Genomic DNA, 13,807 nt, shown 5'->3' with positions numbered 1-13,807 from the left:
AAAAGAATATGAGAAAAGAGAGAATTATTCCGTGATAGAGATAACTTAGGTTGAGTTGAGTTTATTATTTATCACGGTAAAATATAAGTGAAATTTAATTATTTCATTCTCTCTTCTCTTAAAAAAGGAACTATATCCATGTCAAACGTCCGTGTTCTTGTTGGGGTTATGGGATTAGCGCTTTGCCTGCTCCTTGCTTCATTGAGTTCAGTGACTGTTTTAGTGTCATAAGACACTAAAAATCGGCAAGGCATTCAAAATGTATCGGGGATCGGAAAGCAGGATGCGTAATAAATAATTCCTGAGCATGTAACTGCAGGCGAGATGCCATCGCTCTTGCCTGCGGATGTGCATAAAAGCGATCCCCTAAAATAGGATGCCCCAACGCTAACATATGTACCCGCAATTGATGTGAACGCCCTGTAATTGGCGATAATTTCACTCTTGTCGCATTCTCTTCATATTCCAACACCTCATAAAAAGTTTGCGCCGCTTTCCCAGTTTCATGACAGACTTTTTGTTTTGGTCGATTAGGCCAATCACAAATCAAAGGTAAATCAACTAACCCTTCTTCTTTTTCGATATGTCCCCAAACGCGAGCAATATAGGTTTTTTTCGGCTCACGCTCACGAAATTGACGCTTTAGTTCGCGCTCTGCTTCTTTGTTAAGTGCAACAACGATAACGCCACTAGTTGCCATATCAAGGCGATGTACACACTCAGCATTCGGAAACTCTGCTTTAATGCGTGACATAATACTGTCGTTATGCTCTGGCGCTTTGCCCGGTACTGATAGTAATCCGCTGGGTTTATTGACAGCAATAATATGCTCATCTTGATATAAAACATGTAACCAAGGATCAGTCGGCGGGTTATACACTTCCATCATGGCGGATATCTCATCAAAACAACGGGGAGTAAAATACTCCCCGCTTTAACGGTGATTATTGGTGGGTAACGACAATTAAGCGAATTGAGTCTAAACGCCACGTTGCTTCATCTAAATGATTAAGAATATGAGCACGTTCATTTTCAATTGCTTCGACTTCATCATCACGAATATTTGGGTTTACCGCACGTAAAGCTTCTAAGCGCGATAATTCATGAGTTAGCACGCGATCTGCTTCTTCTTTCGCTTTTTGGATAAGTTCTTTCGCTTCGACTTCCATTAAAGGTTCAGACGTTTTCAGTACATGGTGGACTTCACTTTGTACTGCATTGACTAATTTGCTAGAAGTATGACGATTAACAGCATTTAATTGACGGTTAAAGCTTTCAAACTCAACTTGAGATGCAAGATTATTACCTTTTAGATCAAGTAATAAGCGAACCGGTGTTGCAGGTAAGAAACGACTTAAGTGAAGATGCTTAGGCGCTTGCGCTTCTACGACATAAATCAGTTCAACTAACAGCGTTCCCACTGGCAATGCTTTATTTTTCAATAAAGAAACGGCACAACTTCCTGTATCGCCAGATAAAATCAAATCTAAGCCATTACGGATAATAGGATGTTCCCAACTGATAAATTGGGTATCTTCACGAGATAGCGCTTGCTCTCTATCAAATGTGATAGTGCAACCATCTTGCGGTAAACCAGGGAAATCGGGCACTAACATATGATCAGATGGCGTTAAAATAATTAAGCTATCACTACGATCTTCTTGATTAATACCAACAATATCAAACAAGTTCAGTGCAAAGTTCACTAATTCAGGATCGTTATCTTGTGCTGCAATTTCACCTGCCAACTCAACACCGACTTCACCACCGTTAGAGTGCATTTCTAATAGGCGGTCGCGGCCTTGTTCAAGTTTGAGCTTCATTTCATCATGCTGTTTACGACAAGCGACAATAAAGTCATCAAAATCAGCTAACTCATTAGGCTGTGCAAGGTAATTAACGAGAGCATCATATTTATTGTCATAAATAGTACGGCCAGTCGGACAAGTATGCTCAAAGGCATCTAAGCCTTCATGATACCAGCGTAATAATACAGATTGAGCGGTACCTTCAAGATAAGGAATGCTAATATCAATATCGCGGTTTTGACCAATACGATCGAGACGACCAATACGTTGTTCGAGTAAATCAGGGTTAAATGGCAGATCAAACATAACTAGTTGATTAGCGAACTGGAAGTTACGTCCTTCAGAGCCGATTTCTGAACATAGCAGAACTTGTGCGCCTTCTTCTTCAGAAGCAAAATAAGCTGCAGCGCGATCGCGTTCAAGTAATGACATACCTTCGTGGAAGACTGCTGCACGAATACCTTCACGCTCACGTAAAACTTGCTCTAATTGCAGCGCTGTTGCAGCTTGAGCACAAATTACTAGTACTTTTTCATTACGATTTGCAGTTAAGAAACCTAGTAACCATTCAACACGTGGGTCGAAGTTCCACCATGTTGCGTTTTCACCTTCAAATTCTTGGTAAATACGTTCAGGATAGAGCATCTCTTTTGCACGAACTTCGAGACTCTTTTTGGCTGCCATAATCTCAGCCACTTTAATTGCAGTTTGATATTGCGTTGGCAGTGGCATTTTGATCGCATGAAGTAAGCGATTAGGGAAACCTTTAACACCAGAACGTGTGTTACGGAATAACAAACGACCCGTTCCATGCCTGTCCATTAACATATGGATAAGTTCTTGGCGAGATTTAGTACGTTCTTCACCTTGCGTATTTGCTGCTTTCAGCAATGGCTCAACATCTTGCTCGCTGATCATTTCGCTGATGATATTTTGTTGTTCGGTATTTAAATCATCTTCTGATAGCAAAATAGTGACAGCATCGGCAACAGGGCGGTATTTTTGTTGCTCATTAATAAATTCGTTGTAGTCATGGAAACGACTTGGATCAAGCAGACGTAAACGTGCAAAGTGGCTTTCTTGACCTAACTGCTCTGGGGTTGCAGTTAATAGCAATACAGAAGGAATAGATTCCGCTAACTCTTCAATTACTTGATATTCACGGCTTGGTGCATCTTCACTCCAAACAAGGTGATGAGCTTCATCGACAACTAACATATCCCATGTTGCTTCGACTAAGTGTTCAAAACGTTGCTTGTTTTTACGCACAAAATCTAAAGAGCAGATGATCATCTGTTCTGTTTCAAATGGATTATCGCTATCTAATAAAGATTCGCTATAACGGCTATCATCAAACAGTGAGAAACGTAGATTGAAACGGCGTAACATTTCAACTAACCACTGATGTTGTAAGCTTTCAGGCACAATAATCAACACACGCTCAGCACGACCATCCATTAATTGCTGGTGGATAATCATACCGGCTTCAATTGTTTTACCTAAACCAACTTCATCAGCTAATAATACGCGAGGGTTATGACGTTTACCCACTTCATTGGCGATATAAAGCTGATGAGGTATAAGGCTTGCGCGGATCCCTCGTAAACCACTTTGTGCTTGCTTAAACTGCTCGCTCATAAACTTACGCGCGCGGTAGCGTAATGCAAAGCGATCCATACGGTCGATTTGACCTGCAAAGAGGCGATCTTGCGGTTTATTAAAAGTGAGTTTGTTATCTAAGAATACTTCACGTAATTGTGCTGGCTCTTCAGTGTCTAAACGTACACCATGGTAGATAAGTAGGCCGTTATCTTCTACAACGTTATCGATGGCGAGCTTCCAGCCTTCGTGACTGGTGACAGTATCCCCTGCATTAAACATCACCCGCGTTATTGGTGCATCATGACGGGAGTAAAGGCGGTTTTCGCCACAGGCAGGAAAAAGTAAGGTGACCATGCGGGCATCAACTGCCACAACAGTACCCAGTCCAAGCTCGCTTTCAGTATCGCTAATCCAACGTTGACCAAGAGTAAAAGGCATATATATAAACTCAGCTCTCAAATATATAATTTAGGAATTATTAATGAATGCAGTATTGCGGTGTTGTCATTAAAATCTGCGGGATAAAAAGGGCTTAATCTTTGAACAAAGAAAGCTAATTATCACCAAAGGGGCGTTATGTTAATAGATGCAAAGCAAACCGTCACCTGCAAAATGACACAACTTAAAATGAGAGTGTCATTTGTCCATTTAACAAGGTTGAAAAATCATCTTGTATAAAAGGTAGGATTGCATCTGCAATAGGCATTAACTGCTTGTTAATATAGTGCTCGTAATCAGGTGCAGCGGTAATGTACTCTAATGGTTCTGGCCCCAAGAGGGTAATTATATAACTAATCCAACCGCCTTGCTGATATTGTTGAGGTCTATTTTGGGATAAATTATATTCATCCGCCTTACGTGCTGCTTTGACATGAGGGGGGACGTGGTGCTGATATTCTGATAATTTTCGACGTAACCGTTTACGATACACTAATCTCTCATCATATTTTCCCGCAAGTGTATCTGCGACATAATCACGAATAAACTGCTGATAAGGTTGCTGATGAAAAATGCGTGTATAAAGCTCTTGTTGAAATTTCTGAGCGAGAGGCGTCCAATCTGTTCTGACGGTTTCTAATCCTTTAAACACCATTTTATCATTGCTGAGTCCGGCATAGCGTTTCTTGCTACCTGTCTCCATACCTCGAATAGTGGGCATTAAAAAGCGACGATAATGGGTTTCGTATTCTAGTTCTAATTTGCAATCGAGTTGGTAGTTTTCAAAAAGATGTGTTTTCCACCACTGATTGACATCTTGTACTAGCTGATACCCAATCTGTTGTGCTTGTTGCTCTGTGTGAGGTGATTTTAGCCAAACAAAGGTTGAATCCGTATCGCCATAAATAACTTGATAACCTTTGGCTTCAATTAATTCTCGCGTTTTTTTCATGATTTCATGGCCTCGTAGCGTAATGGAAGACGCTAAACGAGGATCAAAAAAGCGACACCCCACAGAGCCTAAAACACCATAAAAAGCGTTCATAATAATTTTGAGTGCTTGAGATAGTGGGGCATTTTTATGTAATTTTGCGTTATCTCTTTCATGCCAAATTTGCGACACAATAGCGGGTAAGCAGTGTAGTTCTCGCGAAAATCGTGCCTGACGAAATCCAGAAATAGAAAACTGTTCATCAGGTTGGTGCATTCCTTCAATCATTCCTACGGGATCGATTAAAAAAGTACGAATAATAGAGGGATAAAGGCTTTTGTAATCAAGCACAACAACAGAATCATATAAGCCGGGAGCCGAATCCATGACAAAACCACCGGGGCTATGCTCTTCGGGTTTTTCGCCTTGGTTAGGTGCAACATATCCAAGGCGGTGCATTGAAGGGAGATAGAGATGTGTAAACGCAGCCACAGATCCTCCGCTTCTATCAACGGAAAGCCCCGTAACACAAGCTCTCTCCAATAAGAATGCCATAAGAGATGTCGCATCAAAGATACGGTTTACTAAGACACAGTCTTGCCAATTATAATAAGCCAGTGCAGGCTTATCTTCTTTAAAGCGCCGATTAATTTCGTCCATTCTGGCGTAAGGTGTATCGATGGCTTTACCTTCACCTAATAGTGTTTGAGCAACAGATTCGAGGCTAAAAGAGGGAAAATTCCATGTCGCCATTTTTAATGCATCAATACCATCGATAATTAAACGACCTTGAGCCGAAGCAAAAAAATGACCTTTTTTAAATCCATGCTCTCGCCACTCTAATGGACTGTTTTGGCGACCTAATAATAAACTGACGCCATAACGTTGGGCATGTGTGTACAAAATACGTAGATCGAATTGGATCAAATTCCAACCGATAATCGCATCAGGATCGTAATGTTGCATCCACTCATTTAACTTTTCAATTAAACGCAATCGACTACTGACATAATTTAAGCGATAACCTTCCGGTTGCTGACTTTCTCTCTCTATGGGTAACTCATCAGTAAGCATAAACACGACATTATCACCACAGCCTGCAAGCCCAATAGAGTAAAGCTCACCAAATTCACTAGTTTCGATATCTAAAGAGACAGCTCGAAGTGCAGGGCGATAATCTGGTGCCGGTTTTAATGTCGTAATATTATTTTGCTGACAGCGAAACCAAACTGGCGCGGTGATAAATCGCTCCATCATATAACGTTCATGAGGGCGGATATCTGCTTCATAAAGGCGAATATGGTGCTCTTTAAGTTGTTGCTCAAGTTGGACAAGTTGGCGGTATTGTTTGCAATAAATGCCAAAGACGGGCTGCCTTTCGAAATCTTTTAAATCGAGAGGGCGAATTTCAATATCAGGATTTTTATTAATGAGAGAACTCAAAATAGTTTCATGTTGGCGGGCAACAAAGCCAATTGCGCGTTGCATAGGAACAGTAATTTTACGTGGGCCATTATCCGTAGCCAGCCAATAAGAGACGACAATACCTTTCGGTGTGTCGCTCCAGTGACGAGTAAGAATAAAACCTTGTTCCGTATGACCGATCATGAGCACCTAATAAACACCAATAATTCATTAAAGATGCGTTTATTATAGTCAATATAGTGGTTATTTATACAGTTAATTTTGGCTGAGATTAATTAAACGGAATACCTAAAATAAGTGATTGATCCACTTCACCATTTATTAGTGATTTTGTATTTCCATCATACACAATCATACCGTTATCTATCACAATCGCTCTTGGGGCGATTTTTGCTGCATCTTCTAAGCTATGAGAAACCATCAATAAGGTTAATGCTTTTTCACAGCAAAGTTGCTCGAGTAGTGCCAACATCTCAATGCGTAAAGCAGGATCGAGTGCAGAAAAAGGCTCATCAAGTAACAAAATAGGTTGTTCGCGAACAAGGCAACGTGCAATAGCAACACGTTGACGCTGACCGCCTGATAATTGAGAAGGTAAACGTTCAAGATATTCACTAAGCGCTACTTGCTCTGCTCGACTCTCTAATAACGCTTTTTGATCTTCAGTCAGCTTTAATCCCGGATTTAATCCCAAGCCAATATTTTGCCTTACAGTCAAATGAGGGAATAAATTATTATCTTGAAATAACATAGAAATAGGGCGTTTTGCCGGTACTGTTTTTGTATGATCTTGCCCGTTAAGAAACAGGCTTCCCTTTTCTGATGGCAAAAAACCAGCAATTAAACTGAGTAATGTACTTTTACCTGCACCACTTGGGCCTAATACAGCAATGCGTTCTCCTGCATCAACCGTTAGATTAAACAAGAGATGTTGGTGTTCATAGGTGTAAGCAAGGTGCTCTAATTTAATCATAAGATTTTCCAGCTAATCGTTCTATTAGGCTAAAAAGAGAGAAGCAAAGTAGCAATAAGATCATGGCTGTTACTGCACCATCTTGTGTGTGGTAAGCGCCAATTTGCTGATAAAGATAGAAAGGCAATGTTCTAAATGTTTCATTACCAAATAGGGCAACAATACCAAAGTCACCAATAGAAATAACACAAGCAAAGGCAAGCGCTTGTGAGATTGGTTTTTTTAATGCACGTAGTTCTATCCAACGAAGTCGGTTTATTCCTTGCAAATTCAGCGACTGACATAAAAGGCCATAACGCGAAGCGATATCATTCATCGGGTTTTCCAACACTTTTAAAGCATAAGGAATGGCAATCAATGCGTTGGTCAAAATCACTAAAATATAAGGTGATTCAGGTAATCCGATCGTATTGTTTAATAACAGAAAAAAGCCTGTTGCCAACACAATGCCCGGCATCGCTAGAATAATCAAACCACTCATTTCCATGGCTTGTCCGGCTTTTTTAAAATGGCGTAAGCGCAGTTCTCGGCTACTCCATAGCAACATCATCGTTAATACAACACAGACAACACCCGCACCAACGGCAATAATTAGTGAAGTTGTAAAAGCTTGCCAAAGTATAGGCTGTTGTATAACACGTATAAATTGGCTATTAAGACCATCAGTGATCACGGCCAAAATGGGCGGTACTAAAAAGAGGATCGCAAGCGTGATAATTAAACCATCAGTTATTTTGCTAAAGAGTGGATCATAGGGATCACGCCAATGCAGCTTTTGATTGTTTCCCACAAAAAGAGTGCCTTTTAGCTTTTGGCTGATAAGCACTAAGCCTAAACAACAAAAAAGCTGGATCAGGGCTAAAAGCGCAGCACGATGTAAATCGTAGTCATAACTTAATGCTTGATAAATAGCAAGTTCAACCGTTGTTGCTGCGGGGCCTCCGCCTAAAGCCAACACAGTAGCAAAGCTTGCAAAGCAGAGCATAAAAATCAGTGATGCTGTGGGGAGTATTTGTCGCCATAAATAAGGGAATTCCAGAAAACGAAAACGTTGCCAGCCATTCATGCCTAATTGTGAGGCTAATTGGCGTTGCTCTGATGAGATGCTTTCAAGTGCTTGCAATAGCATTCTGGTTGCTAATGGCATATTGAAAAAGATGTGAGCTAATAAAATGCCTTGCAAACCATAAGGCGTAAATTGGTAGTCGATCCCTAGCCATTCACAAATTTGGGCAATCCATCCTACTCTGCCATAAACCGTTAAAATGCCAAAAAGGGCGACTAAAACCGGTAACACAAGGCTCATGGCACATAGGCGTAAAAACAGTGTTCGCCCTTTAAATTGGCGTCGATAGAGTGCTTTGGCGAGCCAAATAGCAGGTAATATTGAAAATAGGGCGGATAAAAAGGCTTGCCAGAAAGTAAAACGAACAACATGCCATAAATATTCATCAGCAAAAATCGAGGACAGTTCACCACTTGGTGCATTAAACCACAATGCACCAAATGACAATAATGCCACGATAAGCAGTAAACCCGAGGCACACAGCCCCGGGATAAGCCATCTCCCCATTAGCGGCTAACCGCAGATTGCCAATTACGCGTCCATGTCTGGCGCTCTTTTGCGACAACTTCTGCATCAAATTGCAATGATTTTTCAGGTTTAGGCATTAAAGAATAGACCTCAGGCAATGGCATATCTATAACAGGATACATCCAATTGGTAGTCGGTATAGTTTCTTGGAATGCAGGAGTTAACATAAACTGCATAAATTGCTGTGCTAGCTCAGGTTGTTTGCTCGATTTAAGTTTTGCGGCAACTTCGACTTGCAAGTAGTGTCCTTCATCAAAAATCGCTGCTGCATAGTTATCTTTTTTGTCTGCTAGGATGTGATAACCTGGAGATGATGTGTAACTCAGCACAAAATCACCTTCACCTTTTAAGAATAAGCCATAAGACTCACTCCAACCTTTAGTAACGGTCAATGTTTTTTCTGACAATTTTTTCCATTCAGTAGCGGTGTTTTCAGGATAAAGTGACTGCATCCATAGCATTAAACCTAAACCAGGAGTACTGGTGCGAGGATCTTGATAGAGTATCTTCCATTTTTCTTTGCTGTTTAGCAGTTCGGCCATGTTTTTGGGCGGATTTTGGATACGGTTTTTATCATAAATAAAAGCAAAGTAGCCGTAGTCATAAGGCACAAAAGTATCGTCAGTCCATTTTTCAGGTAAGGTGAGTTTAGATGTATCGATATTACTTGGTGCGAAAAGCTCAGTTTCTTTTGCTGCGTGGATCAAATTGTTATCTAATCCTAAAATAATATCCGCCTTACTTTTATCACCTTCCATACGTAAGCGATTAAGTAGAGATACACCATCAGACAGAGCAACCAGTTTTAGCTCACAATCACATTGCTGTTCAAACGCTTTTTTTATTGCAGGTCCTGGACCCCAATCTGCGGTAAACGAATCATAAGTGTAAACAGTGAGTGTGGGTTTTTGTGCTAAAGCTTGCGTCGAAAAAGTGCTCATAATACCCAGTGCGCTGAGCAGGAAAGTAAAGCGAAGTGATTTAGTTAACACGTTTAGTTCCTCAGTAAAAGTCAGGTAGGATCTGAGGAGTGAGGATGGCAAATCAATAAATATTGCAACATCCTGACTCAAATCCCTACGCCAGTATTAGCTGGATCAGGTTCCACGAGTTTTTCTCAGCCTAGAAATAGAAAGGCACCCCGTTGAGATTTTCCCATTGTAGATAAATACGCGCGTTGTGCAAAGTCTGTTGATAGAGGTTTACCGTTTGTGGGTAGTATGAAACAATGAGTTATCTTTCAAATTTGGTTATTGAGGTAGTCTAGTGATCGATGATGATGGCTACCGCCCGAATGTAGGGATTGTAATTTGTAATCGGCAAGGGCAAGTGCTTTGGGCTCGTCGCTATGGGCAACATTCTTGGCAGTTTCCTCAAGGAGGAATTAACCCTGGAGAATCGCCAGAGCAGGCAATGTACCGAGAGTTGTTCGAAGAAGTTGGGTTAAGTCGCAAGGATGTCAAAATTCTTGCCTCCACGCGTAACTGGTTACGTTACAAGTTACCTAAGCGTTTGGTGCGTTGGGACACAAAACCTGTTTGTATTGGACAAAAACAGCGTTGGTTCCTTTTGCAGTTAACAAGTAATGATAAAGACATTAATGTTCAACAAAGCAAAACGCCAGAATTTGATGGCTGGCGTTGGGTGAGTTATTGGTATCCTGTTCGACAAGTCGTCTCTTTTAAACGCGATGTTTATCGACGTGTCATGAAAGAGTTCGCACCAGTAGTCATGCCATTGCAAGAACAAGTGTCTTTACCGCGTTCATCGTATGGATATCGGCGTAAAAGGTATTAGATAACACTATGCTGACACGTTTGCGAGAAATTGTAGAAAAAGTGGCTATGGCAGCAGGGCTTCCAGAAGCGCTTGAACTCTTAGTCAAGGAAACGTGTCAGGCAATGCACACGGATGTGTGTTCTATTTATCTTGCTGATAAACAACGTAGTTGTTTTTATCTTATGGCGACCAAAGGATTAAAAAAACCTAGAGGGCGAGCCGTTAGCCTTTCATTTGATGAAGGCGTTGTTGGTGAAGTGGGGCGTCTTTCAGAGCTTATCAACCTCGCTGATATTCGTGAACATCCTAGCTTTAAATACCTTCCTCAAGTTAAAGAAGACGATCTCCGTGCTTTCCTTGGCGTTCCTATCGTTTATCGTCGCCAACTCCTTGGTGTATTAGTCGTTCAGCAAAAAGAGCGTCGCTTATTTAATGAGAGCGAAGAATCTTTTATGGTGACGCTGGCGACACAGCTTGGCGCCACATTATCGCAAGTACAAACTAAAGGGCTTTTTGGACAATATCGTCAAAGTCGTATTAAAGCACTTTCAGTTTCTAGTGGCGTGGTCATGGCTTATGGTTGGCAAGAAGTCTCTCAACCTGTCCTTGAAAATGTTTTTAAAGCCAGTGCTCTTGATATAAAAGCCGAATTAAATCGACTTATGGTGGCTTTAGAAGATGCTACCGCAGAATGTCGTCGTTTTAGTAAGCGCTTTATGGCGAATGCACAAAAAGAGAGTGCCGCCATTTTTGATCTCTACTCGCATTTACTTAACGATCCTCAGCTCAAACATAAAATGACCGCAATCATTACACAAGGATATGTTGCGGAATGGGCTGTCAAAGTGGTGGTTGAGAAAGTTGCAGCCCAGTTCTCTAGCCTGAAAGATGGTTATATGCGAGAGCGAGCTTCTGATCTTAAAGCATTAGGACGTCGGTTATTATTTCATTTAGATGATGATCTAAGCTCAACCAATATTTGGCCAGAACGTTTTATTTTGGTGGCTGATGAATTAAGTGCAAGTTTATTGGCAGAGCTGCCAGAGCAACAGCTTGCTGGTGTAATTGTTCGAGATGGCGCAACTCACTCGCATTCAGCCATTCTTGTTAGAGCAATGGGTATACCCGCAATTATGGGGGCGGATATTCAGCCTGAGCTTTTACATAATCGAATGCTTATTCTTGATGGTTATCGTGGTGAGATTTTTATCGAGCCCGAACCTTTTATTACTCAGGAATATAAACAAATTATTGATGAAGAGAGTGTATTAAGCCAAATTGCAGAAGAGCAGCTTGAACAGCAAGCAGTTTTAAAAAATGGCGAGGCCGTTAGCGTTCAGCTGAATGCAGGATTAAATATAAAGTATGAACAACGCATTAGTGTAGGAATCGATGGCGTTGGTTTATATCGAACAGAAATCCCTTTTATGCTACAAAGTGGTTTTCCTTCAGAAGATGAACAGAAAAATCGCTATCGTGAGATCCTCTCTTTTTTTCCTGATAAACCCGTTGTCTTGCGTGCTTTAGATATTGGTGCTGATAAGCAACTTCCTTATATGCCAATTAATGAGGAAAATCCTTGCTTAGGTTGGAGAGGAATAAGAATATTGCTCGATCAACCTGAAATTTTCCTTATTCAGCTACGTGCAATGCTAAAAGCAAACCTTGAATTTAAAAATTTGAAAATATTGTTGCCGATGGTGACAAGTATTGATGAAATTGACGAAGCAAGAACATTGCTGCTACGAGCATGTGATGAAGTGAGTCGAGAGCTAAAATGTGAATGTGTTGCACCTCCGCTAGGTATTATGCTTGAAGTACCTTCATTGGTGTTTATGTTGTCACAATTAGCCAATCGGGTTGATTTTATCTCTATTGGAACAAACGATTTGACTCAATACTTACTTGCAGTCGATCGTAATAATACCCATGTAGCATTACTCTATGATAATTTGCATCCTGCGTTATTGCGTTCACTGAATTTAATTGCAACACAATGCCAATATTATCAGTTGCCAGTGAGTGTTTGTGGTGAAATGGCGGGTACACCAATCGGGGCATTGCTGTTAATAGGGCTCGGTTTTAGGCAGTTAAGCATGAGTGGTCGTAGTTTACCTAGGGTAAAATACTTATTGCGCCATCTTGATCCTGTGATGTTACAGCCCTTTATGCAACAGGTGTTGCAAGCTGAAACGGCAACAGAAATCAAAAAATTGTCTTCTGAATTTATGGAACGGCAAGGATTAGGTGGATTAATTCGCGGAGGTATCTAGTAGGCCTCCGTATAAGCCTTTTCTATGTTGGTAATAAATGACCAGCACAGAAATTATTAATTAAGTGAAGTAGGGAATAATGAGTATAAGCTACCTTAAATTTCCAGAGATTGATCCCGTTATGTTCTCTATCGGGCCAGTGTCATTACATTGGTACGGTATGATGTATTTAGTTGGGTTTGTTTTTGCCTTATGGCTTGCAAACCGTCGAGCTGCAAAACCGAATAGTGGTTGGACTAAAAATGAAGTTGAAACATTACTTTATGTCGGTTTTGTGGGGGTGTTTATCGGTGGTCGTTTAGGTTATGTTTTATTCTATAACCTACCTGTCTTTTTAAATGATCCTCTTTACCTCTTTAAAGTATGGGATGGCGGTATGTCGTTCCATGGTGGTTTAATTGGGGTAATTTGTGCCATGATTTGGTTTGCTAAACGTACTAAACGTAAATTCTTCCAAGTGGCAGACTTTGTTGCACCATTAATTCCATTTGGTTTAGGGTTAGGCCGCATTGGTAACTTTATTAATGGTGAATTATGGGGGCGCGTTACACTTGATACGCCTTGGGCTTTCTTATTCCCAACCTCCCGTTCTGCAGATCTCCAACTTGTTGCCCAAGATCCAGCAACACTACTGCCAATCATTCAAGAATATGGGGTTTTACCTCGTCACCCATCACAGCTTTATGAAATGCTGTTAGAAGGTGTGGTGTTATTTATTATTCTGAATATCTTTGTACGCAAAAGTCGCCCAGTAGGTAGTGTGTCAGGCTTGTTCCTTATTGGTTATGGTGCATTCCGTATTATTGTTGAATTCTTCCGCCAACCAGACGCACAACTAGGATTATTTGGTGGTGTGAGTATGGGACAAATACTTTCAATTCCAATGATTTTATTGGGTATTATTTTTATGGTATGGGCTTATCGTCAAGATAAAAAGACACCACAAAACCCAACACCTGCTCACAAATAGTGTGAGATAAATTT

Annotated in this window: 9 protein-coding genes and 1 riboswitch; of the genes, 3 read left to right on the top strand and 6 right to left on the bottom strand. The window is 40.8% G+C overall.

The window, feature by feature from the left end; translation table 11 throughout:
* Positions 1 to 235: 235 nt before the first annotated feature.
* From rluA to thiB, 6 genes are all read right to left on the bottom strand, one after another.
* Positions 236 to 889, bottom strand: a complete 654-nt coding sequence (gene rluA, locus DK857_RS09345) for a bifunctional tRNA pseudouridine(32) synthase/23S rRNA pseudouridine(746) synthase RluA (RefSeq protein WP_109394086.1) — start codon at positions 887 to 889, stop codon at positions 236 to 238.
* A 55-nt stretch (positions 890 to 944) separates the two neighbouring features.
* Positions 945 to 3,848, bottom strand: coding sequence for an RNA polymerase-associated protein RapA (gene rapA, locus DK857_RS09340; protein ID WP_109402035.1), 2,904 nt, complete (start codon positions 3,846 to 3,848; stop codon positions 945 to 947).
* 184 nt (positions 3,849 to 4,032) lie between these two features.
* Positions 4,033 to 6,387, bottom strand: a complete 2,355-nt coding sequence (locus DK857_RS09335) for a DNA polymerase II (RefSeq protein ID WP_109402034.1) — start codon at positions 6,385 to 6,387, stop codon at positions 4,033 to 4,035.
* Positions 6,388 to 6,475: 88 nt separating this feature from the next.
* The gene (thiQ, locus tag DK857_RS09330; protein WP_109394083.1) at positions 6,476 to 7,177 is read right to left on the bottom strand and encodes a thiamine ABC transporter ATP-binding protein ThiQ; all 702 of its coding nucleotides are present in this window, start codon (positions 7,175 to 7,177) and stop codon (positions 6,476 to 6,478) included.
* The gene (gene thiP, locus DK857_RS09325) at positions 7,170 to 8,750 is read right to left on the bottom strand and encodes a thiamine/thiamine pyrophosphate ABC transporter permease ThiP (RefSeq protein ID WP_109394082.1); all 1,581 of its coding nucleotides are present in this window, start codon (positions 8,748 to 8,750) and stop codon (positions 7,170 to 7,172) included. The genes thiQ and thiP overlap by 8 nt, the downstream gene beginning before the upstream one ends.
* On the bottom strand, positions 8,750 to 9,712 hold the full coding sequence (gene thiB / locus DK857_RS09320) for a thiamine ABC transporter substrate binding subunit (protein WP_109402093.1): 963 nt from the start codon (positions 9,710 to 9,712) through the stop codon (positions 8,750 to 8,752). The genes thiP and thiB overlap by 1 nt, the downstream gene beginning before the upstream one ends.
* 115 nt (positions 9,713 to 9,827) lie before the next feature.
* A riboswitch (TPP riboswitch) is annotated at positions 9,828 to 9,925 on the bottom strand.
* Positions 9,926 to 10,037: 112 nt separating this feature from the next.
* Between thiB and rppH the strand changes: the two genes are divergently transcribed.
* From rppH to lgt, 3 genes are all read left to right on the top strand, one after another.
* Entirely contained in the window at positions 10,038 to 10,568 is a 531-nt protein-coding gene (gene rppH, locus DK857_RS09315) for an RNA pyrophosphohydrolase (RefSeq protein ID WP_109394081.1), read from the top strand.
* An 8-nt stretch (positions 10,569 to 10,576) separates the two neighbouring features.
* On the top strand, positions 10,577 to 12,823 hold the full coding sequence (gene ptsP, locus DK857_RS09310) for a phosphoenolpyruvate--protein phosphotransferase (protein ID WP_109402033.1): 2,247 nt from the start codon (positions 10,577 to 10,579) through the stop codon (positions 12,821 to 12,823).
* A 79-nt stretch (positions 12,824 to 12,902) separates the two neighbouring features.
* Positions 12,903 to 13,793 (top strand): prolipoprotein diacylglyceryl transferase, encoded by an 891-nt coding sequence (lgt, locus tag DK857_RS09305; protein WP_109394079.1) that lies wholly within the window; start codon positions 12,903 to 12,905, stop codon positions 13,791 to 13,793.
* Positions 13,794 to 13,807: the final 14 nt, after the last annotated feature.

This window comes from Proteus terrae (genome assembly GCF_003144325.1).
Taxonomy (GTDB): domain Bacteria; phylum Pseudomonadota; class Gammaproteobacteria; order Enterobacterales; family Enterobacteriaceae; genus Proteus; species Proteus terrae.
The sequence above is the reverse complement of the archived record's forward strand: the minus strand, read 5'-3'. Positions and strand labels throughout refer to the sequence as shown.

Excerpts from the sequence above, each read along its gene's own strand:
- lgt (WP_109394079.1), top strand. The coding sequence starts at position 12,903 with ATGAGTATAAGCTACCTTAAATTTCCAGAGATTGATCCCGTTATGTTC.
- thiQ (WP_109394083.1), bottom strand. The coding sequence starts at position 7,177 with ATGATTAAATTAGAGCACCTTGCTTACACCTATGAACACCAACATCTC.
- DK857_RS09335 (WP_109402034.1), bottom strand. The coding sequence starts at position 6,387 with ATGATCGGTCATACGGAACAAGGTTTTATTCTTACTCGTCACTGGAGC.
- thiB (WP_109402093.1), bottom strand. The coding sequence starts at position 9,712 with ATGAGCACTTTTTCGACGCAAGCTTTAGCACAAAAACCCACACTCACT.
- ptsP (WP_109402033.1), top strand. The coding sequence starts at position 10,577 with ATGCTGACACGTTTGCGAGAAATTGTAGAAAAAGTGGCTATGGCAGCA.
- thiP (WP_109394082.1), bottom strand. The coding sequence starts at position 8,750 with ATGGGGAGATGGCTTATCCCGGGGCTGTGTGCCTCGGGTTTACTGCTT.
- rluA (WP_109394086.1), bottom strand. The coding sequence starts at position 889 with ATGATGGAAGTGTATAACCCGCCGACTGATCCTTGGTTACATGTTTTA.
- rapA (WP_109402035.1), bottom strand. The coding sequence starts at position 3,848 with ATGCCTTTTACTCTTGGTCAACGTTGGATTAGCGATACTGAAAGCGAG.